Annotated in this window: 20 protein-coding genes; 16 read left to right on the top strand and 4 right to left on the bottom strand. The window is 49.0% G+C overall.

Annotation, left to right across the window (positions count from 1 at the left end; genetic code table 11):
* Positions 1–25: 25 nt before the first annotated feature.
* Positions 26–790 carry a type I 3-dehydroquinate dehydratase gene (gene aroD / locus MKX70_RS01385; RefSeq protein ID WP_340839408.1) on the top strand — a complete coding sequence of 255 codons (765 nt, stop codon included), beginning with the start codon at positions 26–28 and terminating at the stop codon, positions 788–790.
* 138 nt (positions 791–928) lie between these two features.
* Here aroD and MKX70_RS01380 read toward each other — a convergent pair whose 3' ends face one another.
* A complete protein-coding gene (locus tag MKX70_RS01380) occupies positions 929–1,336 on the bottom strand; it encodes a carboxymuconolactone decarboxylase family protein (RefSeq protein WP_042232662.1) in 408 nt (135 codons plus the stop codon).
* Positions 1,337–1,437: 101 nt separating this feature from the next.
* Here MKX70_RS01380 and MKX70_RS01375 point away from each other — a divergent pair, with 101 nt between their 5' ends.
* Complete coding sequence (locus MKX70_RS01375) at positions 1,438–1,815, top strand: MerR family transcriptional regulator (protein WP_042232664.1); 378 nt, start codon at positions 1,438–1,440, stop codon at positions 1,813–1,815.
* A gap of 160 nt (positions 1,816–1,975) precedes the next feature.
* Here the strand turns inward: MKX70_RS01375 and MKX70_RS01370 are convergent, their stop codons facing one another.
* Positions 1,976–2,743, bottom strand: coding sequence for a MerR family transcriptional regulator (locus MKX70_RS01370; protein WP_340841610.1), 768 nt, complete (start codon positions 2,741–2,743; stop codon positions 1,976–1,978).
* A 287-nt stretch (positions 2,744–3,030) separates the two neighbouring features.
* Positions 3,031–3,783, bottom strand: a complete 753-nt coding sequence (locus MKX70_RS01365) for a 3'-5' exonuclease (RefSeq protein WP_039310164.1) — start codon at positions 3,781–3,783, stop codon at positions 3,031–3,033.
* Between the two features lie 280 nt (positions 3,784–4,063).
* On the opposite strand from MKX70_RS01365, the gene MKX70_RS01360 reads away from it, so the two are divergent.
* From MKX70_RS01360 to MKX70_RS01325, 8 genes are all read left to right on the top strand, one after another.
* Positions 4,064–4,426 (top strand): nuclear transport factor 2 family protein, encoded by a 363-nt coding sequence (locus MKX70_RS01360; RefSeq protein ID WP_042232666.1) that lies wholly within the window; start codon positions 4,064–4,066, stop codon positions 4,424–4,426.
* Positions 4,427–4,592: 166 nt separating this feature from the next.
* Positions 4,593–6,725: a helix-turn-helix transcriptional regulator gene (locus MKX70_RS01355; protein ID WP_340839406.1), complete on the top strand. Its 2,133-nt coding sequence runs from the start codon at positions 4,593–4,595 to the stop codon at positions 6,723–6,725.
* Between the two features lie 294 nt (positions 6,726–7,019).
* Positions 7,020–8,591 carry a methyl-accepting chemotaxis protein gene (locus MKX70_RS01350; protein WP_340839405.1) on the top strand — a complete coding sequence of 524 codons (1,572 nt, stop codon included), beginning with the start codon at positions 7,020–7,022 and terminating at the stop codon, positions 8,589–8,591.
* A gap of 12 nt (positions 8,592–8,603) precedes the next feature.
* Positions 8,604–9,032 (top strand): chemotaxis protein CheW, encoded by a 429-nt coding sequence (locus MKX70_RS01345; RefSeq protein WP_042232670.1) that lies wholly within the window; start codon positions 8,604–8,606, stop codon positions 9,030–9,032.
* Between the two features lie 22 nt (positions 9,033–9,054).
* A complete protein-coding gene (locus MKX70_RS01340; protein WP_042232672.1) occupies positions 9,055–11,616 on the top strand; it encodes a chemotaxis protein CheW in 2,562 nt (853 codons plus the stop codon).
* A gap of 3 nt (positions 11,617–11,619) precedes the next feature.
* Positions 11,620–11,964 (top strand): STAS domain-containing protein, encoded by a 345-nt coding sequence (locus MKX70_RS01335; protein WP_340839404.1) that lies wholly within the window; start codon positions 11,620–11,622, stop codon positions 11,962–11,964.
* Positions 11,957–12,370: an ATP-binding protein gene (locus MKX70_RS01330; protein ID WP_042232673.1), complete on the top strand. Its 414-nt coding sequence runs from the start codon at positions 11,957–11,959 to the stop codon at positions 12,368–12,370. The genes MKX70_RS01335 and MKX70_RS01330 overlap by 8 nt, the downstream gene beginning before the upstream one ends.
* Positions 12,367–14,127 carry a SpoIIE family protein phosphatase gene (locus tag MKX70_RS01325; RefSeq protein WP_340780922.1) on the top strand — a complete coding sequence of 587 codons (1,761 nt, stop codon included), beginning with the start codon at positions 12,367–12,369 and terminating at the stop codon, positions 14,125–14,127. Before MKX70_RS01330 ends, MKX70_RS01325 begins: the two co-directional genes overlap by 4 nt.
* Here the strand turns inward: MKX70_RS01325 and MKX70_RS01320 are convergent.
* Entirely contained in the window at positions 14,093–14,830 is a 738-nt protein-coding gene (locus tag MKX70_RS01320; protein WP_340780921.1) for a spermidine synthase, read from the bottom strand. The two genes, MKX70_RS01325 and MKX70_RS01320, sit on opposite strands and share 35 nt — an antisense overlap.
* A gap of 695 nt (positions 14,831–15,525) precedes the next feature.
* On the opposite strand from MKX70_RS01320, the gene MKX70_RS01315 reads away from it, so the two are divergent.
* The 6 genes from MKX70_RS01315 (at position 15,526) to MKX70_RS01290 (ending at position 22,957) form a co-directional block, all read left to right on the top strand.
* Entirely contained in the window at positions 15,526–18,060 is a 2,535-nt protein-coding gene (locus MKX70_RS01315; RefSeq protein WP_340780920.1) for a beta-mannosidase, read from the top strand.
* A gap of 558 nt (positions 18,061–18,618) precedes the next feature.
* Positions 18,619–18,963, top strand: a complete 345-nt coding sequence (locus MKX70_RS01310) for a hypothetical protein (protein WP_039310202.1) — start codon at positions 18,619–18,621, stop codon at positions 18,961–18,963.
* A 315-nt stretch (positions 18,964–19,278) separates the two neighbouring features.
* On the top strand, positions 19,279–20,370 hold the full coding sequence (locus MKX70_RS01305; protein ID WP_340839403.1) for an ABC transporter substrate-binding protein: 1,092 nt from the start codon (positions 19,279–19,281) through the stop codon (positions 20,368–20,370).
* Positions 20,371–20,372: 2 nt separating this feature from the next.
* Positions 20,373–21,353 carry a nucleoside hydrolase gene (locus MKX70_RS01300; protein ID WP_340839402.1) on the top strand — a complete coding sequence of 327 codons (981 nt, stop codon included), beginning with the start codon at positions 20,373–20,375 and terminating at the stop codon, positions 21,351–21,353.
* Positions 21,346–22,164: an ABC transporter permease gene (locus tag MKX70_RS01295; protein ID WP_340839401.1), complete on the top strand. Its 819-nt coding sequence runs from the start codon at positions 21,346–21,348 to the stop codon at positions 22,162–22,164. Before MKX70_RS01300 ends, MKX70_RS01295 begins: the two co-directional genes overlap by 8 nt.
* 4 nt (positions 22,165–22,168) lie before the next feature.
* Positions 22,169–22,957 (top strand): ABC transporter permease, encoded by a 789-nt coding sequence (locus MKX70_RS01290; protein WP_039310212.1) that lies wholly within the window; start codon positions 22,169–22,171, stop codon positions 22,955–22,957.
* Positions 22,958–22,965: the final 8 nt, after the last annotated feature.

Genomic DNA, 22,965 nt, shown 5'->3' with positions numbered 1-22,965 from the left:
GCCTGATACCTAAGGAGCTGGAACGATGAGCGGTACAGTAACCGTTAAGAATGTAACCCTCGGGGAGGGGATGCCCAAAATCTGCGTTCCGCTGGTCGGAACAACGTTATCCGAGCTTCGGGAAGAGGCGGAGGCCCTTAAGGCTCTGGCTCCGGATGTGGTGGAGTGGCGGAGCGATTTCTTCAGCCAAGTGGAGGATATCGCAGCGGTAACGGAGGTATTGGAGGAAATCCAGCGTATTCTGCCGGAGGTTCCGCTGATCTTCACGTTCCGCAGCGCCAAAGAGGGCGGGGAGAAGGAAATCTCCACGGAATATTACTTCCGGCTCAACAAAGCTGCTGTGGAGAGCGGATACGTTGATATTGTGGATGTGGAGTTGTTTAACGAGGAACAGGAGGTCCGCGGGCTGATTGCCACAGCGCATGGTAATGCGGTATTCGTGATTGTATCGAATCATGATTTCCATGGGACGCCGTCACAGGATGAAATCGTCTCCCGGCTGCGCAGAGCACAGGAGCTAGGCGGAGATCTGCCGAAGATTGCTGTGATGCCGCAGAGTGCGGGGGATGTGCTGACCCTGCTGGCAGCGACAAACAAGATGCAGGAGCAGTATGCGGACCGTCCGATCATTACGATGTCGATGGCTGGTGAGGGTGTAATCAGCCGGCTTGCCGGTGAAATCTTCGGCTCAGCGCTGACCTTCGGCGCTGCACATAAGCCTTCGGCACCGGGGCAGGTGGCTGTTGCCGAGCTGCGCAGTGTGCTGGAGCTGCTGCACCGCAGCTTATAATCAAGAATAGAGAAGGATGTTCCCGGGCCTGTGAAATGGCGGGAGCATCCTTTTTCGAAATATAAAGGCCGCCCTTGTGGAATGATGGCATATCATACTCGGTCTTTCAGTACGGCACCCCGACATACCTGCAAACAGCTACAACTCAGGGAGGCTGCTGCTGTCTATTTCCAGTCCACGCTCCATAAATACCTCTTTGGCCACAAAAGTAGCATTAAGCACACGCGGAAATCCGGCGTATGGCACGCAGTGCAGAATGGCCTCGATAACCTCTTTTGGGGAAAGTCCTACATTAAGGGCGGCATTGATGTGAACAGTGAGCTGGGGCTCGCAGCCGCCAAGTGTTGTCAGGGAGGATAGGGTTACTAACTGCCGCTGCCGCAAATCCAGCCCTTCACGGGAGTAAATGTCCCCAAAGGCAAACTCGATCACAAATTTCCCAAGATCGGGAGAGATGTCTTTTAGGGATTCGATTACCTTTGCTCCTCCAGTACCATCCACCTCCATCAGCTTCTTCCAACCACGTTCATAACGTTCTGTAGTCATAGGTTAACCTCCATTTAATTTCGTTTTGTTGTCCTGTATTCAGGTTACAGCTTAGAGCGCGCTCTAATGCAACCTTTCATTTGGTGTGCTAAGATTGGGCAATGGAGAACTTACTAACAATTCAGGAAATGTCCCGTCTTACGGGACTGTCGGCACATACGCTGCGGTATTACGAGAAGGAAGGGATGCTGGAGAATGTGGCGCGGAATGAACAGGGCTATCGGGTATATTCGGAGGCTGATGTCTCTTGGGTACAATTCCTCGTTATTTTGCGGGAGCTGGATATTCCGATCCGTGAAATGAAGCGGTATTCCAATCTGCGCAGTCAAGGGCCATCTACCGTCTATGAGCGGCGGCTTATGCTGGAAGCCCACCAGAGCAGGGTTGAGCAGCAGATGCATAAGCTTGGTGAGAATCTGGACAAGGTCGCCAGTAAGATTAGGTATTACAAAGAAATGGAGAACGAGGTTCGAAAATGACTTAGAGGAATGTCAAATACACTTGTAGCGTTAAAACGCTACAAGTGTATAAATGAAGTTAAAGGACTCTGTGAACCCGTATCTTATTCGTTAACAAACGGGAGCTCCAGTTGTATGGAAATTCAGGCGATATAGTGTTAGTGTGGATTCCTTGGTTTCCTTATTCCTGCTTGGTTCCAGTGTAGACATGTACTGCATCCCGCAGGAACCCGGCCAGTCCAGGACGGCGTTTGTCGTAATAGGCGGTAAAGCGTTCATCATCGACATACATCTGCGCTACCCCTGCGTGAGCTTCCTTGGTGTAGGTATCCCAGTAGAAGCTAAGCCACTGGCGGTGCAGATCAGCTGCCTTCTGCGCAAGCTCACCCGCCGAATCTCCGTCCTCCATTGCCCGCTCCAGCGAAGCGAACATGTCTGCTTCAAGCTGCTGGATGGCAGCATACTGCTCCTCGGTCATGTTCTTCAGCTTGCGGTTCGACTTCTCTACGGCGTCTTCGCCGTACTTCTCCCGTATCTCCTGCCCGTACTTCTGCTCGTTATTGTCAATCAGCTTCTGCTTAAAGCCTGCGAATTTCTCATCATTGCTCATTATGATTCTCCCTTCTGTGTGTGCAAGTGTCTGCTCGACGTTCGCGATCAGCTGGTCCAGCTGCTGTCTCCGCTGAAGCAGCTTGTCATGGTGCTCGCGCAGCGCGCGGGCTCCATCGAAGGAAGGTGATGTGACAATCTCCCTGATTCCCTCCAGGCTTAAGCCCAGCTCCCGGTAAAACAGAATCTGCTGCAGCCGGTCCACCTCGGCCTGGCCGTAGATGCGGTATCCCGAGGAATTGATTCTGGCCGGCTTCAGAATCCCGAATTCATCGTAATACCGCAGTGTCCGCGTGCTGATTCCCGCGAGTGCTCCCAGCTTCTGAACAGTGTACTCCATTGTCATTTCAGCCTCCAACTCTGTCTTGGCGTATACAGCATGGACGTGCTCTAGCGTCCCCGCCGTGTAAGCTGCTGCTTACAAAAACTACTCTACACCTTCACGTAACGGCAATGTCAAATCCTAATTTTAGGATAACCCGAGGGCTGGCCGGATAACCGGATAACCTCCCAAACAGCTAACAGCTAACAACTAACAACTAACAGCAAACAGCAAACAGCAAACAGCGGCAGTCTCCGTAGCTGCTGCTAGGAAACTGCCGCTGTCGGGCAGAGCATGCGAGATGTCTATTTCTTGCCGACCTGGGCGGCGAAATACGCCTGCAGTTCCGCTAGCTTCCGGGGATCGGCCAGAGCATCTTCAGCAGGGAAGTAATGCTCGGCCACAAGCTCCCAGGTGGGAACGATCTTCTGGGAGGTCATGGCTTTGATGGCGATCTTGACGGTCTTGCGTTCTCTGGCGTTGGAGAAGGTGTCGATATAGTGCTGAGAGCGCCCGAAATCGAGTTCATTGAAGACCGCACGGAAAATATCGGCCGTCATCTTGGCATCGTCCAGCGCGCGGTGTGCAGAGCCTGAAGGCTCAAGGCCGAACAGGGCCATAGCGCCTTCAACGCTGATGTCATTGCTTAGGCCGCGGGCGCGGAGCACGCCTTTGAGCAGATCAAAGTAGGTCGCTTCCATCCAGTAGGCATCATCGATTTTGTGCATCCGCACGTCCTGGATGATCCGTTTCATATCCTCGCCGCCCCAAGTCAGCAGCAGCACGCCGTCCGTGCTCTGATCAAGCCAGGCTCTGAAGGCGGCTATCACCTTCGGGAACCGGTCGGCGACATCGATATCCTCTTGGGGGATGCCGGTTTTTTTCTTGATAAAGGAATTGAGGGTGGAGAAGTATATGGGTTTGATTAAGGCAGAGAACTCGCCCTTATATTGCAATGAAGCGTCTAGACGGACAGCTCCGATCTCAATGACCTCCATAGGGTGCTCACTGGCAAATTTGCGGCCGTTGAATTCGATGTCCAGAATAATATAATCCACAGGTAATGCCTCCGTTTCAGTGACTGGCGCCGGATTGCCCGTAATTGCGCCGACATTTCTATTTTAACAAAAAAAGTGCTTGTGTGGGGAATTCGGCGGTGAAATGGCAGATTGATGCAGGAACGGCGGCAATTCGGTGTCGAATAGCTTAATAGCAGGTAATCTATTGGATCGGCGGTTCGGCCTGTGCCGGAAAAAGTACGCTAGCGAGGTGGCGGGCCTATTGTTGTGAAGGGAGTCAGCTGCTGCCAGCGGCTCTTGTAAAAAGGAGGAAATTAATATGACAGCTAAAGAATGGCTGGCAGACCATATCTGCGATCTCGAGGAACTACTGCTGAGCAATGAAGTGCGTACGAATCCTGAAGCGGTGTCACTGCTGATCGCAGATGATTACACTGAATTCGGAAGTTCAGGCAGGGTATGGCGGAAACAGGATCAGGTTGGTGAAGGGGGCGCAGGCGAGGTACGGATGACCTTGAGTAACTTTGAACTTCATACATTGTCTGAGGATAATGTACTTGCGACCTACCGGACCTTCAACGAAGAGTCCGGTATGCATTGCCTGCGCAGTTCAATCTGGAAATTCCGCGATGGACGCTGGCAGATGTTTTTTCATCAAGGAACACCGGCCCATGAAATTTAACGCGGATACTACGTATAACAGCATAAAAGTTGCATTATTATGCATTTTTTTATGAAAATTTTGGGTATTGTATCTTTGTTTGTAATTTTATATATAGGTAAAGCAGGAGAATAGTCATAATACGTCGAATTTCTACCTTATGCAGTAGGCAGGAAGAGAGGTATGTATGATGAAGAACAAGCTGAAATCGAATTTGCAGATGCTGCAGAATGCTTACTCTTCTTTATGCGGATTGACGGTTATGATAACTAATCAAGCGGACGAACGGTTAACTGAGCCTTCCGGAATGACTGATATGGTTGGCTTATTATTAGGTTATCAGAGTAACTCCACTGAAGATACCATAATGAAAATTATCGAAAAAGTACGGGGCATTTCCAAGCCGATTATATATGAAACCATCTCAGGGTTTAAGCTTCTGGTGGCCCCCGTGCAAATTAGAGAACAAACGCCATATTATATTCTTGCAGGTGTTTGGATTGATGGAAGTACTAAAGAATTGATTACCGGCAAAATAAAAGAAACGATCACTCCGGAAGAATGGCAGCATTGGATTCGCGCCCTTGATAGGGTTGAAGTATATGACAAACAAAATATTGATAATTTCTTCATTCAACTGGAAGCGCTTGCAGACACAGTGGCGGCTTTACTCGAGTGTGAGCAGAATGGAAATAATTCTTCGAATAATCTGCAGCTGCTGAATCTCGTACATCTGCTGGATTCAGGAAGCCCAACCTGGATACAAGGTGTGCTGGGCATATTTGTACGTGTGCTGGGACTTGAATTTGCGGGGTACGCCAGTAATATTACGAATAGTGAACAATTTACTGTAATTGAAACAACCGGGATTCATGGGGATAATCTGCTATTTAGATCTTCCTTTTATGTAGGGGAAGGCTTTTTGGGGCAGGTAGGGCTCTCCAGGCAGATGGGGTATTGGGAGAAGGTCGACCGTGACCCGCGGGTTTCTTTTTTTACTTCAAAGGGAATTAAGCCAAAAGTGATCATCTGTTATCCCATAAAGTATAAAAATAAGCTGTTCGGGCTGTTGTTTGGCGGAGATTCCTTAAGGCAGGAAATATCGGAAGAGCAGGCGGATATGGGTATGCTGATAGCCCAGCAATTCTCATCTACCGTATATCATATGGATAACGAAGCAGAATACGAACGGCGAAGAATGCGGATTGATGCCTTTCTCGAAATCACCCAGACAATGGTCTCCATCCATAACAGGGAGAACTTCCTGCAAATGGTTATGGAAACCGTACAGCAGCAGGTTCAGAGTTCTTTTATTTGTTTGTTATTGCACCTGCCGGATGGTGAAAGAATGGAAATATACACAGCCTCGACTGCTCCTAGTGAACAATATAACGTTTATGCTTCCGATGTTGAAACAACCTATTTTGGAGACGGGGTACCTATCGTTAATATGCTGCGCAGACCTATACAGCGGGAATGGAGGGGAAGGGAATTAATAGAATTCCCGTTGGCCTTTGAGCAGAGACTGCTGGGGCTGATCACGGTCCAATTTAATAATGAAAGTCATCATAAGGAATTTACTACATTTCTTCGGGGAACCTCTGGTTTGGTAGTCACTAAGCTGCTAGGGGTTTCAAAAGAAATCCTATCTGATAAAAAGGATATTCTAAAATTGCTTCTGGATACATTGCTCATGTGGAGACCGGAATCCTATAATAAGGGAATCCTGGTAAAGGAACTTGCGCAGGGCCTGCTACAAGAGTTGAATCGTCCCGCTGAAGAGGTGGAATGGATAGGACAGGCCAGTCTGCTCAGCGAATATGATCCGGAACTGCTGGCTTTGTATGTCGGGGATATCCCAGCTGTAAAGCTGCTGCGTCAATTGCAGCGCTACAGGTCGGGCCAGACTAGAGAGGATGAAGTAAGAGACAACTCTTATACCTTCCTGGGAAAAGCGTTGCTGATGGTTCACTTGTATATCGAGCACGGGGAGAAAGAATGGAAGGAATTCCTTCCTATTCCGATAGATGACCCTATCCTGCGATCCGTAGAACATTATTTGTCTGTCCAGTCTACATCGCCTATCTCTCTATCTCCCCTAGACAGCAAAGGCAGTCTGACCTCAAGGGAAGAGGGAATTCTGAAACTTGTCTTACTGGGATTCAATAACAAGGAAATTGCTGAGAAACTCTTTATTAGTACACATACCGTTAAGAATCATATCACTAAAATATACGAAAAGCTTGGTGTTAACGGCCGGGCCCAGGCGATTTCTCAAATGTATAATTCCTCCTTAACCTATACTTTGAAAAAGCAATGATACCGCATCATAGGGTATCATTGCTTTTTTTCATCCCTAGGAGAGGGAAAATATTCCTGAAATAAACAGGAATATTTTGTCGAAGAACAGGAACTAGTGATGATAGGCACAAGGACCTATATAGGGGATAATGTAAGAGAAATATTTCACAATGTAAACCATTTTGAGCAAAGGAGTTTTCCCCATGAAGAACATAGGGGGATTTCACAATGGAATTAAATATATGCAGCGAAGTACAGTTGGATGAATTGTGAAAGTGAAAACAAAGAGAAATCACTAAAGGGAGTGTTTCATTTGAAATTAACGATCCGTACAAAGTTGTTGGGAAGTTTTCTGGGTATTGTAGCTTTGCTTCTATTGATTAGTGGATTGTCGATTGTGAAGATGGGGCAAATGAATAGCAATTCTGTCGAAATGCGCAGTTATAACTTTCCGGCACTGGTCCAAATGGAAAATATCCGCACAGATCTCTATAAACTACGCGGGGATTTGATGAAGATTATACTGGAGACGCGTACGGCAGAGTTCAGTAAAATACAGACAGCTATTCAAGAAGACCAGGCTAAGCTTGCTACCAGTATTAAATCCTATGGAGCGCTTGACCTGAATGAAGATCAAAGGTCATCCCTGGAGATCATCAAGCAAAGTGTGGAGAAGTATAATGCAATTGTTCCGGACGTTGTTGATATGGGAATGAGAAACGATAATGTGAATGCCTATCAAACCATGCTTGATTCAGTAGCTGATCTGCAAAAGGCGCAGGATACAGCGAATCTTGCCGCTGAGAATGTAATAACAGGAGCAAATAACACAATTGAAGCCAGTGTAGACAGCTATAATTCCGGAAGAACTACCATCCTTATCTTTGCTTTTCTGGCGACAGCGATTGCTATCGCGCTGGCTTTAATTATCTCTCAAGGAATCGTGGGCCCCGTATCCAAGCTTCTAGCTGTCATGATGAAAATGGCGGGCGGCGACCTCAGGGATCAAGTTACGATCAAAAGCCGTGATGAATTCAGCAAGCTTGCCGCGGCTACTAATGAAATGATATCCAACTTAAAAAAATTAATCGGAAATACCGCAGAATCTGCTCAGAATGTGGCTGCTTCCTCTGAGGAAATATCGGCAACCACCGAACAAATTGCCGGCGGCAGTCAGTCACAGGCTCAGGCCGCGCAGAACATCAATCAGCTGATTCAGGATCTGCTCAGAGGCATTGACGAGGTTGCGAAGAATGCGGAGCAGGTGTCGGAACTATCCATACTGACACGTCAAGGCGCCGAAGAGGGAAGTAACGCCGTACGGAATTCCAGTCTGGGCATGAATAACCTGTCGGAGAAGATGGAGCTGCTGGAGCAGGACTCCCAAAAAATTGGTGAAATTATTGAAGTGATTGATGAAATCGCCGAGCAGACCAATCTGCTTGCCCTAAATGCAGCCATTGAAGCAGCGCGTGCCGGAGAGCAGGGCAGAGGTTTTGCCGTTGTGGCCGATGAGGTCCGCAAGCTGGCGGAACGAAGCAGTGAAGCCACCAAACAAATTGCCTCTATTATCCGGGGAATGCAGAAGAATACGGTACTGAGTGTTCAAGCTGTGAGCGAGGTCTCGGTGCTGTCAGACCGGACAGAGGTGCTGATCAATGGCATCGTATCCCGTGTAAATGAGACGAACCAACAAATTACCGGTATTGCGGCAGCATGTGAGGAACAGGCGGCGCAGACGAGCGAGGTATTAGTATCTATTGGGACTGTGGCTGCGGGAAGTCAGCAATCTGCAGCAGCAGCGCAGGAAACAGCCGCTTCCTCACAAATGCTCGCCACTCTGGCGGATGAGCTGAATGGCGCTGTAGCAGCCTTCAAGCTGTAAGGAGGAGAAGCCATGCTCACAGCGGAATCTGAACAATACATCGTATCCCGGCTGGGAGGCGAGAAGCATGCCATCAATATCCGGGATATTGATGAAATTATCAAGATGGAGCATATCACGGGAGTGCCTAACAGCAAGCCATTCATCAAGGGAGTCATTAATCTGCGCGGCAGGATTGTACCGGTGATTAGTATGTGTAGAAGATTTGGTATTCCTGAAACACCTGTAAAGGCACAGTCACGAATTATTGTGGTGCGATATAAGCAAGAGGCTATGGGCATTATTGTAGATGCTGTGGAGAAGGTGACTTCATTTCAGGAAATCGAGTCTCCCTTAGAATCCCATGAGTCAGATGGAGCGCAATACATGGATGGAATCGGGCAAAGTTCTGAAGGTTTAATTAGTATACTGAACATCGAGCGCTTGTTTGGTGAAGGGTGACGCTTAAAGGAGGGCTTAGAAGATGAATGAGTATCATAATTCCGCATACTTGGGAGTATTTCTGGATGAAATGCACGAGCAGCTACAATACTTGGATGAATCCTTATTAGTGCTGGAAAGTTCAGGCTGTCAGGATACCATCATCCAAAAAATATTCAGGGCGGCACATACCTTAAAAGGATCTTCGGCAGTAATGGGATTTAAGCAGCTTAACGGGTTGACGCATCAGATGGAAAGTGTGTTTGATCTGATCCGTGGCGGGCAGCTGGAGGTATCTCCTGAATTACTGAATATCCTGTTTGACTGTATAGACTTCATTAAGCAGCTGCGCCATTCCATCCTGGGTGGGGTGATGGAGGAAGGAGATACTTCAGACCTGATGAGCCGGTTGGAAGAAGTCAGGGTTTCGGCTGCAGTTGGAGCCGCGACACGTGAACCCGAGGCACGCCCACCCTCACCTGCCCTGCATATTGTGTTTAATGATGTCCACAGGAAACAAATACAGGAAGCCCTGGATAGCGGTTCAGAGGTAATGGCGATTCATGTGCAGTTGGCTGAAGAAGAATCGATGAAATATGTTCGCGCCAAGCTCGCGGAAATCAATCTGATGGAGCAGGGGGAAATTGCTGTCTGCTTCCCTGAGCTGGAGATGATTGAAAAGGATGAAATGTTTGCCGGAGCCATCGTTTATATACTGATTACCAGACAAATGCAGCAAGACATTATGGCCAGTCTGAAGCAAATCTCCCAAATAGACTCTGTGCATGTGGAATATATTACAAATCTGAATCTCAATACTTTTGTAGAAGGGAAAGTTGTGCCCCGAGTCGAAAAGGATAAAGATCACCAAAAGGGTACACTTAAAGCAAAGGAAATAACAGGGGTACCTGAAACTAAGTTACAGGTGGCGCAAACGGTTCGTGTAGACGTAGAACGTCTGGAGGGTCTGCTCAATCTGGTAGGTGAATTGATCATTGATAATACAAGGCTGCACAGCATTAGCGTCAAATTAGGCGAGCAGCTCAAAAATAATAGCGATATCAATGTACTGAATGACATTGCCAATCATTTGAACATGGTTATTTCTGATCTTCAGGAAGGCATGATGAAAACGCGGATGCTGCCGATAGAGCATTTATTCGGCCGATTTCCGCGGATGATTCGTGATCTGGCGCAAAAGTCGGGTAAAAGTATTGAACTCGTCATTGAAGGCAAAGAGACTGAGCTGGACCGCACCCTCATTGAGGTGATAAGTGACCCGCTCATACATATTCTGCGGAATTCCGCTGATCATGGACTGGAGGCTCCGGAAGAACGTGCCGCCATGGGGAAACCACGCAAAGGTACCATAGTACTCCGGGCAAGTCATCAAGGGAATATGATCGTGATTACTATCGCTGATGACGGCAGGGGGATTGATGCCCATAAAGTAAAGGAAATGGCGGTCCGCAAAGGATTTGCTTCAGCTGAAGAGGTTGCCCACATGAGCGAAAAGGAGCTGGTTCTTCTTATATTCCGTTCAGGTGTATCGACAGCACAGCAAGTTTCAGATCTGTCCGGCCGCGGGGTTGGAATGGATATTGTGAAATCGCATATTGAGAAATTGAATGGCGTCATTGATATTGAAACGACACCGAATGAAGGAACCGTAGTTACGATAAAGGTTCCCTTGACCCTTGCGATTATCCGCTCCTTGCTCATTAAGCTGGGGACTAGCACTTTTGCAGTCCCGTTAGTAAATGTTATTGAAATTTTTAGGCTGAAAACATCTGATATTCTTACGGTACAAGGGAAAGAAGTATGTAAATTCCGCAATCAGGTGCTTCCGCTTGTCCGCCTGCACAGCAGGCTGCAGGTAGAGGAGGCGCAGGATGCCGCCCAAGACCGCTTGTTCGTTGTCATTGTCGGATTGGCAGATAAACGAGTCTGTCTGATCGTTGACCAAACGATTGGAAATCAGGAGATTGTAATCAAATCACTGGGTAATTATATCGGCAATGTGTCTTATATCGCCGGTTCGACTATTCTTGGAGACGGTCATGTAGCGCACATCCTGGATGTAGGCTCTATTGCTCGTGAAGCAGGTTCTTCCTATGAATCCATTCTGCTGTCTGAAGCCGCTGAAGGCGCAAAGCTGGATGAGGAAAACGGGAAATATGTAACCTTCAGGCTGTCGGAAATGCATTTTGCCATTCCAATCAGGAAGATGAAAGAAATTGTACCGGTACCGGAGATTCATCCGCTTGCTTCAGCTTCCTCCCATGTCCTGGGAATGATTAATTTACGCGGATTGTTATTTCCGGTATATGATATACGACTCCGGTTAGGTATGAGCACACACGACCGATCTTCGAGCTCTCGAATATTGATCTGTGAAGTATCTGGGCATGAGGTGGGGCTCCTGGTGGATGAAGTATCAGAGGTTCGACCGCTTCCCAAAGCACATCTGGATGAGACACCGGATCACGTACTGCGGAAATCCGAAATGCTGGAGGGCATTTATAAAAATGATCAGCAGTTCATTCATTTATTGAATTTAGAAAAGCTGATCAATCTGGAACCTAAAAGAAAAGAGGTGGGATGATTGATGGAGAATTCTTTACAGGGAAAGATACAACTGCTGAAGTGGAATAAAGACGTGACCTTAAAGAATGTCGATGAGTTCCGCGTGACGATTCTGAAGCTTATAGAAGGTGACTCTGCCGGGCTTATCCTTGAGCTCACTGATGTATCCTACCTGAACAGCGCTGGACTAGGTGTAATAGCAGATGCTGTGCTGACCGCAGGACGTATGGGCAAGGAACTCGTTATTGCGGGTGTACAATCCACCGTGGGTGAAATATTTGAAATTGTACATTTCAGTACACTCATGAAGATATTCACGGACCTTAATGACGCTTATGATTATTTAAATGGTGTACGGAATGAATAGCGTCTCAGGAAGAACATATGGTCAAATTCTGGTTATTTATAGACGTAATGATATAGCCCTTGCCATAGATATTACCAGGAAAATTGCTCAAATCTCAGGATTTTCTGAGCATGAGTCGATCCTGCTTCAGCTGGTAACCGAAGAGGCCTGCACGAATGCATTTGAGCATGGGAGTTCTTCAGATATATGCAGATTCAGAATTTCCTGGCTGGTTGAATCGGACATCATGGAGATTAAGGTTTGTCAAAATGGCCCATCCTTTGAATTGCATAATGGAGAGGTCTTCCCGGTCGGACTGCATGGCAGGGGATTGATGCTCATTCATGGCATTATGGATGATGTAAGATTGATCTCCGAAGGTGCCTATGTGACACTCTACATGTGTAAGAAAAGGAGAGTGACATGAACAACAGATGGTTATACCGGTTGAGAGAATGGTCTGTCAAAAACAGATTTTTTCTTATTCTAGTCATAATAGTTATTTTGAATTTGTATAATTTTTTTTTCGTTGATAAAGTGTTCAGTTATGAATTTAGGGTCAGCCTTGTGACCCAATTTTTTATTCTTACCTCACTGATTATCTTACATAGCCAGTATGATAGGAGTACAAAGAAACTGAGGGACAGTGAGCAGCGGTATGAATCGTTATTTCTGTACAACAATGCAGGAATATACGTAGTGGATCTAAAGGGTTCAATCATCAGTGTAAGTCCTAATCTTCTTAATAATCTCGGATATTCAGAGGCGGAAATCAAGAACACCCCGTTTATCCATTTATTTCTACCGGAGGATGTACCGTTAATTCAGCAGACCTTTCAGAACATCACGAACGGTAGTATTCTTTCAACTTCACGAAAATTGCAGTTGATTAATAAGAGCGGAGAGACACACATCTTTGATTTATCCAGTGTTGCTCTCATGGCCGACGGAGAAATTCAGGGAGTTATCGGTTTTGCCAAGGATATTACAGAATTTGAAAGAATGCAGGAAAAGCTGGGGGTAGTACAGACCCAGCTGAATAATATTATGAGAAGTATTGATATTATTTTATGGTCCTATGATGTGACTCAGGATAAATTACTGACCATCTCACCAGCAAGTGAAAAGGTCTTCGGTTATACTCCGGAGGAGTATTATCAGTATCCCTATTTATGGTCGGCGCAGGTCTATGAGAAGGACAAGGATATGGTCGGTGCCAGAATAGCCGCCGCCGCCGCCGGGGAAACCTTTCAAAAGAATCTGGAATATCGCATTGTCCATTCAAGCGGGGAAACCCGCTGGGTTGAAAGCCGGCTATTTCCTTTTTATGCTACAAAAAATGATTCGGTTATTATGAATGGAGTTATATTGGATATTACCCATAAGAAGTTGATTGAGCAAAGTATTCGAATTGATCTGGACTTGGCCAGACAGGTACAAAAAAGCGTTCTTAGTCAGCCGATCTATACACAATCATTTGCCATTGATGCCAGATACGTTCCTTCACAGAACCTGGGGGGCGATATGTATGCCTGGTACCGGATAACTGAACACCGTTACGGCATTCTGATTATGGATGTAATGGGTCATGGGGTATCTTCGGCACTCATTTGTATGTCTATACGTTCACTGCTCAGAGGGATCATTCAAACCAGTACGAGCCCGGAAGAAGTAATTGAAGATTTGAACAATCATATGAATAAGCTGTTTAGTGAGTCAATGACAGCTGCCAATTTCTATTTCACAGCCATATATTTGATCGTGGACACAGAGACTAGTTCCATTGAATATATCAACGCGGGTCATCCCAGCGGTTTGCTAATCGACAACAGCGGGCAAGTATTCCATTTGAAATCATCCTGTCTTCCTATTGGACTTATTCCCCGCTTGAATGTGAAGAAACAAACGATTCAATATACAGGTAAGTCCAGAATCCTTCTGTATACTGACGGCCTAATCGAGAGACCCGGCCAGATGCTGAAGGAACAGATTAATCTGATCATAAATGAAATGAAACAAACGATATCGGAGCCGATTGCCGGAGTACTGGACAAGCTGCTTGTATCCGGTAATGATAGCAGTCTCGCCGGATCGGATGAACTGGATGATGTCTGCCTGATTTACATGGAGATTGGCAGTGAAACAGGATCTAATCCAGGATCACATGCCCTTGCCCAAGCGTAATTTCAACAAAACCAGCCATCTGGCGGGCTTGATAGCGGATGGGCTTGTCACTGGCCATCAGAAGGATGTTGCGGATGTCAGAGTGGCCTTCGGAGGGCAGGGCAAAAGCCTTGATATAGGCGAACTGTTCGCCAAGCGTAGTATGAATGGCGTCCATCAGCCGGTTGTTGTCGCTGCGGCCCATCAGGTTCATGATTACAGAACCGCGGCGCTGTAGCTTCTGGCGGGTAAGGCTGAAGAACCCGCTGGAGATTAAATGCTGCGGAGTTCCTTCGGCGGTGAACGCATCCAGAATGATGTAATCATAGGTATGATCCTGCTCGCTCTCCAGCAGGGTGCGTCCGTCTCCAACCCGCACATTATTTCCGGTATAGCCGAAGTATTGTCTACTCAGTTCAACTACCTCAGGATTCACCTCAGCGATTGTGAATCGCTTCTCCGCATAGTACCCGGCAATCGTTCCGATCCCGTGCCCGATGACAAATACATCCTCGAAATACGGTTCATTGCACTCCATCAGATGGATGATCGCCCGCGGATATTCAAAGACGATACGACGCGGATGCGTAAGGTCAAGCGCACCTTGAATCGCCTCGCCTGAGAACTGCAGCACTCGGAAGCGTCCTTTCTCGCCATATAGCTCTGTCGTATCATATACCTGGATTTCCTGATGATCTGTTGTCGAATGGAATAGTGGATGCAAGCGGATCAGACTCCTTACACAGATGAGATTCGTTCATATTCATTCGGCGTGACACCGACAACCTTTTTGAACAATTTATTGAAATAGGCGGGGGCGGGATAGCTGACATCGGTGCCGATTTCATGGATTTTGGGGTCTGGGGCATTCTTCAGCAGCAGCTTGACCACTGCTTAGGGCAGAAGCTAAGGAGGAAGATAACAGCTCTTCCATATCGGAAAAAGCCAAACGGGTCTCCAGCTGTTCCTCCAGCACCATAGTTAATCCGTCACAGTAGACCGACTCGAATTCCTGCACTTCCTTACGGTCAAGCTCTTCAATAGTAACATAATGCAGCGGCTGGGATGGGGATATTCAGCAGTCACAGGGACTGTTAGGGATGAATTGAAGATTATAAGGATAACAAAAGATAACGAAAATAACATATTGCTTATTATGTAGTTCTCTTTTTGTTTATTGTTAACGTTTCCGCGACTATTATAGCGCTGAATTATCCGATAAGAAGTGTATTCATTTATTATTTATTGTCTTTATTTGTTCTGTTTATAAGGTTATAATTAAGTTATTGCTAACAATAAAATAACAAAATAAAATGATGGAAGCGAATGCTGGAACAAAATTAAAGCGTATGCTTCCGAAGCGAGTTATGCGAAGTGGATTCGGAGAAGAATATGCTATCAAAACTTTGAGGAGGACTTATGAAACAACTGCACATCAACCTGACGAACTGGGAATTTAGAGCCTGCGGAGATGAAGCCTGGCTTCCGGCGGTCGTACCGGGAACGGTACATACGGATCTGCTCCGGAATGGAGTGATAGATCAGCCCTTCTATGGAACCAATGAGCATGACCTGCAATGGATCGACAAGAAGAACTGGGAATATAGAACCGCACTTACATTAGAAGAGAAATGGCAGACACTGGCGGTTACGGAGCTGGTATTCGCCGGACTGGATACGTATGCAGATGTGTATGTGAACAATGTGCATGCCCTGTCTGCAGATAATATGTTCCGTTCCTGGACTGTGAATGTGAAGGGGCTTCTGCAGGCTGGAGAGAATGAGATCCGCATCGTATTCCGCTCTGTAGTGACCGAGGATCTGCCGAAGCTGGCCCAGCTGGGCTATGATCTGCCTGCACCGAATGACCAGTCCGAGCTCGGTGGGCTTCAGGAGCAGCGGATCAGTGTGTTTGCCCGCAAAGCGCCGTACCACTATGGATGGGACTGGGGCCCAAGATTCCTGACCAGCGGCATCTGGCGTGAAGCCGTGCTGTGGGGCCGGGACATTGCGGTAATTAAGGATCTGTACATCCGCCAGAATGCGGTGAGTCCGAAGGAAGCGCGGCTGACGGCTGTAGTTGAAGTGGATGCTCCGGAAGCTTGGAGCGGCCTGCTGCGGGTAACAGCCGAAGGGCACGAATGGATGAAGGCAGCTTCGCTGGTTCCGGGCAATCAGGTGGTGGAGCTGGAGCTCGTCATCGATACGCCGCGCCTGTGGTGGTGTAACGGGCTGGGTCTACCTGAGTTGTACAATTTCCGTGCAGAGCTGCTGCAGGGAGAGGAAGCGGTGGCCGTGTCGGAAGTTACGACAGGGCTGCGGGAAATTAAGCTGGTCCGTACACCGGATGAGCATGGGGCTTCATTCCGTTTTGAGCTGAATGGTGTACCGGTCTTCGCTAAAGGGTCGAATCATATTCCAAATGACAGCTTCATAACTGAGGTTACGGAGGAACGTTACCGCCATGAGATTGCTACGGCGGTGGAATCCAATATGAATATGCTGCGTGTGTGGGGCGGCGGATTCTATGAAGAGGAGGCGTTCTACCGGCTGTGTGATGAGTACGGGCTGCTGGTCTGGCAGGACTTCATGTTCGCCTGCAGCATGTACCCGGGAGATGAGCCGTTCCTGAACAATATCCGCGAGGAAGCGGTATATAATGTCCGCAGATTGCGGAATCACCCTTCTATTGCTGTATGGTGCGGGAACAATGAGATTGATTCGGCCTGGTCGCAATTCGAGGAGAATATGGGCTGGGGCTGGAAGGAGAAGCTGAGTGCTGAAATCCGCCAGACCTTGTGGGCCGCGTATGAAGAAATCTTCCACAAGATTCTGCCTGACGCTGTTGCCGCCAATCATCCGGGTGTGGATTACTGGCCTTCCTCACCGCTGCGTGAGCTTACCCGCGGTCAGGATCAGCATGCTACGCGGATTATGGGCGAAGGCGATATTCACTACTGGGGAGTATGGCACGGAATCGAGCCATTTGAGAACTATAACCTTAAGGTTGGCCGCTTCATGAGTGAATATGGCTTCCAGTCCTTCCCGGAGCTGAGGTCGGTGCTCAGCTATGCAGAAGAAGCGGATATGGAGCTGGAGTCGAAGGTGATGCTGGCCCATCAAAAGAACGGACGGGGCAATCAGCTGATCAAAGAATACATGGATATGTACCTGCCGCAGCCTAAAGATTTCAGAGGGTTCCTATACATGAGCCAGGTGCTTCAGGCAGAAGCGATCCGCATCGCGATTGAGAGTCACCGCCGGAACAAGCCTTACTGCATGGGCACGCTGTACTGGCAGATGAATGACTGCTGGCCGGTAGCTTCCTGGGCGGGTATGGATTATTACGGGCGCTGGAAGGCACTGCAATATACTGTGCGCAAATCCTTCAAGGATATACTGCTGTCCATTGACGGCACAGACGGAGAAACCTTAAAGATCCACGCTGTCTCCGACCGGCGCCAGGCGCTGGACGGTGAGCTGGTGATCCGTCTTCAGGACTTCAGCGGCGCGCTGCTGCGGGAATGGTCGCAGCCGGTAACTGTGGCTGCGGATTCGGCAGCGGTGGTCTTCACGCTGCCGGTTGCTGAACTGCTGGCAGGCCGCGAGCCGGCTCAAGTGCTGCTGACGGCTTCCCTGCTGGAAGGCGGACAGGTGCTGGAGCGTGGGGAGCATTACTTCGCGGCAGCCAAGGATATCCCGCTTAGCAAGCCGGTGATTACGGTGACGGAAGTTCCAGGCAGCGCCAAGAGCTTCACGCTCAGCAGTGATGTGCTGGCTAGAGGTGTGCATCTGACCGTAGAAGAAGAGGGCATCTTCTCCGACAACTTCTTCGATCTGCTTCCGGGCGAGCCGAAGACGGTAGAGTTTGCGCTTAGCGGCGGTGCGGAGTCTGACTTCACGCCGGCGGCCCCGACGGGGCTGGTGGTCCGCTCGATGGCGGACTATATCTAAATTAAGAATTAGTTGCGATTAGAATGATTCGCTATCGTGCATCCTTCTATTTCCCGCTGAAACGGATTTCGTCCCTTGATGGGCGGAATCCGTTTTTACGAGGAAAGCGGGCAGGCTTGCGGACTGACAAGACCTTATTGTCTGAAATAAAGCATTATTTCCACGCTTGCGGACTCAGGAGACCTTAATTCCCGCTCAGGAGGCCATTTGGACGATGAAGCGGTGCAATAGGGGCTTTTGAGTCCGCGTGGAAGGAAAAAGTGGTATTTTCAGCAAAATAACGGCTCTCCAGTCCGCTTGGACTTGTCTAGTAAAGATCTAGAATTAAACAGGTTAACTGTAAACAGGCTTAACTTCATTTCACGGAAGCCGGGGCAGAAATGGGCTAATCATCCGCTCATAGATTGACAAGCTATATAACTATGAGCTGCATCGTTCGGGTTTGGCGTCACTTTCATGTTATATTCAGCTTTTTTCTTGCCGGAAAAGCTAGAATTATGTATAATAGCAATTATTATCGATGTGAATGTACGATATTCTGTTTTCGAAGGTGGTTTCATGGCAGAACTGGAAAACAGCGAGCAGAAGAAGAAGATGTGCCAGATCTACAATGAGATCTCCAAGGAATTGTTTGGCTTCGGTACGACCCTGCTCCGCGTTACTGTCGATCAGCGGGTCATTACCTTTCACGCCAAGCACCGCAGGTCTCCACGGTCGACCGCCCTGGAAGGGGAGGCGCCGGAGCTTAAGCAGGAAGTGGACTTCCGGATGTCGCTGCTGTTTAAGAAGAGATTCAAAGAACGGCTTGAAGCAGAGATGGGCTTAACGATTGAGGTTCTGCTGAGGGATTATGATGCACCAACCGGATGGGCTTTTACCAATATGATATTGGCCGGGGAATGAACCACGCCTGTCCATGAATCATGAATATCACGGATTTTTGCTTTTGATCTATCTTAAGCGAAGACCGTCCTTCTATAACGGGGTAGCTCTTTCCTTTGTTTATACAAAGAAAGGTGTTCTTGTTCCTACAAGAATGCTTTTCTTTTTTTTGTGAAAAAATAAGGAAAACCAAGTTTTTATTACCAACAGGAGGTGCTGCTGATCCGTTGTCTGCTGCCGATTGCTTAATGGAAGACTGACAGAACATGCCGTATGTATAGGATGACCGCTGGAATTGTACCGCATATTTAATTACATTTGGGAGGTTATTTACTAATGAATAAACTAATGACTACAGGCCTTGCTCTTGCTTTGACTTCTCTGCTTGCCGCTTGCGGCAACAACAATACCGCTGCGACAAACGGCGCCGGTACGGACAATGCAGTTACACCGGAAGCAACATCTGCGGGTGCGCCAACGGAATTAGTGGTCTCAACCTGGGGATTCTCGGAGGACTTCTTCAAGGAAGCCGTCTACGCTCCGTTTGAGCAAGAGCATAATGTCAAAATCGTCGTCGAGATCGGCAACAACGCCGAGCGTCTGAACAAAATCCGCCAGGGCAGCTCCGATGTGGATGTAGTCTACCTGTCTGATTATTATGCGCAGCAGGCTATCAATGAGGGACTGTTCGAAACGATTGACCGTAGCAATATTCCAAACATCGATAAGATCTATGATATCGCCAAAGCGCCGCTCGGTGAAGAATATGGTCCGGCATATACCGTTGGCCGGCTGGGAATTGCCTATAACCCGGCACTTGTTGAAGGAGAAGTCGGTTCATGGGCAGATATGTGGAGTAAGTTCGACAAGAACCTGGCGCTGCCGGCGATTACTGCCACAGCGGGTCCAATGATTGTGGATGCGGCATCGCTCGTGTCGGGCGGTACCGAGTTCAATGAAGATGGAGCTTTCACGAAGCTGAAGGAGCTGGACAGCAATGTGGTCAAATATTACTCCCAGACTTCGGAGTATGTAAATATGTTCGGCCAGGAGGAAATTGCCGGCGGTCCGATTATGGAAATGTACTTCAAGGATCTCCAGGCAGCCGTGCCGGATGCCAAGTTCGTAGCACCGTCTGAAGGTGCTTATGCCGTAATGAATACGGTCAACGTGGTCAAAGGCAGTGACAACAAGGAGCTTGCTGAAGAGTTCATCAACTGGCAGCTGAGCCAGGAAGTGCAGGAGAAATCGGCCAAAGCCAAAGTCGATTCCCCGGTGAATACAGAAGTTGTGCTGACGGATGAAGAAGCGGTAGGCGTAACGTACGGTGCAGAGGTAATCAGCAAGCTGCGCAAGCTGGACATGTCCTTCGTGAACGAGCATATCTCCGTGTGGACTGACCGCTTCAACCGTGAGATTGGCGGCTAAGGATGACAGGGCGTAAAAAAGTCATTCTCGATGTAGACACAGGGGTGGATGACGCGCTGGCAATTATGCTGGCCGTCACGAGCGGACAGCTCGACATTCTGGGGATCACCACAGTCAGCGGCAATGTCTCGCTGGATCAGGCGACCCTGAATACCTGCAAAATTCTGGAGCTGCTCGGCGTATTGGGGCAGATTCCGGTCTTTCGCGGAGCGGACAAGCCTCTTGTACGTGATACCGTGTTCGAACACCGTGTGCACGGCTCGGATGGCATCGGCGGTGCACTGCGCGATATGACGGTAACGAAGCAGGCAGAAGCAGAGCGGGCGGAGGACTTCATCATCCGCCAGGTGCTGGCACATCCCGGTGAGGTCACGCTGATTATGACCGCGCCGCTGACCAATCTGGCGCGTGCGCTGCACAAATGCCCGGAGCTTACGCAGCATGCCGCCGAGGTGATTGTGATGGGCGGTGTGGTGCAGGGCTTCGGCAATATTACGCCGACTGCGGAATACAACATGTACGTCGATCCGGAGGCGGGCAAGCTGGTGCTGGCTGCGGGCTTCCCGCAGCTGACGCTGGTCGGGCTGGATGTAACCCGCCGGGCGCTGCTTAGCGCGGAGGATATCGCGAAGCTGCGCATTCCGGCGGTTCGCGAATATGTGGAGCAGAGTACGGCGGACTACCGTACGCGTTATTTTGAACGCAACGGGGTGCAGGCCTGTGCGCTGCATGATCCGCTGGCGGTGGGTGTGGCGCTGAACCGGGGGTTTGTTACCGTGCAGAAGTATTATGTGGACGTGGAAACCCGCAGCGAGCTATGCGATGGGCAGACGGTCTGCGATTTCCAGAACAGGCTGAACAAGCCGGCCAACGCCGGGGTCTGTCTTGAGGTGGACGCGCCGGCTTTTCTGGAGTACTTCATTAATAGCCTGAATAGCTTAAATCAAGAGCCGAAGAAGGACGGGAGTCATGAGAATGAATAAAAGAGTGCTGCTTCTCCTGCTGCCGGGCCTCTTATTCCTGGCGGTCTTCATGCTGGTCCCAATCACGCTGACCATAGCCTCCACCTTTGTGCAGGACGGCAAGCTGACGCTGGAAGGGTATTTGTATTTTTTTCGCGACGGGTACTTTAACCGCATCCTGCTGACTACGCTACGGGTAAGTGTGGTGACTACGCTGGTCTGCATGGTGCTCGGGTATCCGGCGGCTTATTATATCTCGCGGGCCAGCGCGCGTAAGAAGAGCCTTCTGCTTGCGCTGTCGATTTTTCCGCTGCTGACCAGTCCCGTTGTGCGTTCGTTCAGCTGGATGATTATTCTCGGCAAAAAAGGGCTGATCAACTCGTTCCTGGTGAACACGGGATTGACCGCGAAGCCGCTCGACATACTCTATACTCCGGCAGCTATGATGATCGGTCTGGTGCATCTGTTCCTGCCGCTGATTATTATTACGCTGCTGGGCGTAATGGAGAATCTGGACCATGAGCTGGTCCGGGCGGCGCGCAGTCTGGGCGCTTCCCCGTTTGCGGCGTTCCGCAAAATCACCTTCCCGCTGACTGTGCCGGGGCTGATTATCGGCGGGATTCTGGTCTTCGTCGGCAGTCTCACAGCGTACACTACGCCGGCGCTGCTCGGCGGCAAGGAAAGAGTGGTCTCCACCTTTCTGTACCAGAATGCGATGACGCTGAATGACTGGCAGGCAGCTTCGGTGATCGCGGTAATTATGATCGTTATTACATTTGTGGTGGTTGGGCTGATGAATGCCTGGGCCAACCGCTTGAATCCGAAGGGGTGAGAATATGAAGGAAGGAAACCGCATGCTGTCCCTGTACACGCTGCTGGTCTTTATTTTTCTGCTGGGTCCGCTCGTGATCATCTCCATTACTTCCTTTGAGCCGGGCACGGTCCTGAAATTCCCCCCCGAGGGCTTTTCGCTGAAGTGGTATAAGAACATCTTTGAGGTCAGCGCCTTTATGGAGACCTTCAGGACGTCCATTGTCATCTCGCTGCTCGGCAATCTGCTGGCGCTCCTGCTGGGTGTGCCTGCGGCTTACGCACTGAGCCGTTACCGGTTCCGCGGGCGGGACACGCTGAATGCGGTCTTCCTGTCGCCGGTGCTGATTCCCGGGATTGTGCTGGGCTTCACGCTGCTGCGTTATCTGATTGTGGTGTACAATCTGCCGATTGTGGCGGGGCTGCTGATCGGACATACGGTGATTATGCTGCCTTTTATTATCCGGGTGATTGCTTCGAGTCTGGAGAATTTCGATTTCGCGGTGGAAGAGGCGGCGCAGAGCCTGGGGGCGACCCGAGTATACACTTTCTTCAAAGTCGTGCTGCCCAATATCCGCTCAGGAATTCTGGCGGCGATTCTGATCGCTTTCCTGGAGTCGTTCAACAATGTGGATATCTCCGTGTTCATGACGGGGCCGGGTATCAGTACCCTGCCGATTCAAATGCTGACCTATGTGCAAAATTACTTCGATCCCACGATTGCCGCGATTTCGGTCATTCTGATGGTGCTCACGGCAGCACTGATGTTCATCATCGAGCGGCTGATGGGCTTCGCCTACTTTACCAAACGATAATTAACGGA

Origin of the sequence: Paenibacillus sp. FSL R7-0312, assembly GCF_038004445.1 — a bacterium.
GTDB lineage: Bacteria > Bacillota > Bacilli > Paenibacillales > Paenibacillaceae > Paenibacillus_AQ.
This window is presented reverse-complemented; position numbering and strand designations above follow the sequence as displayed.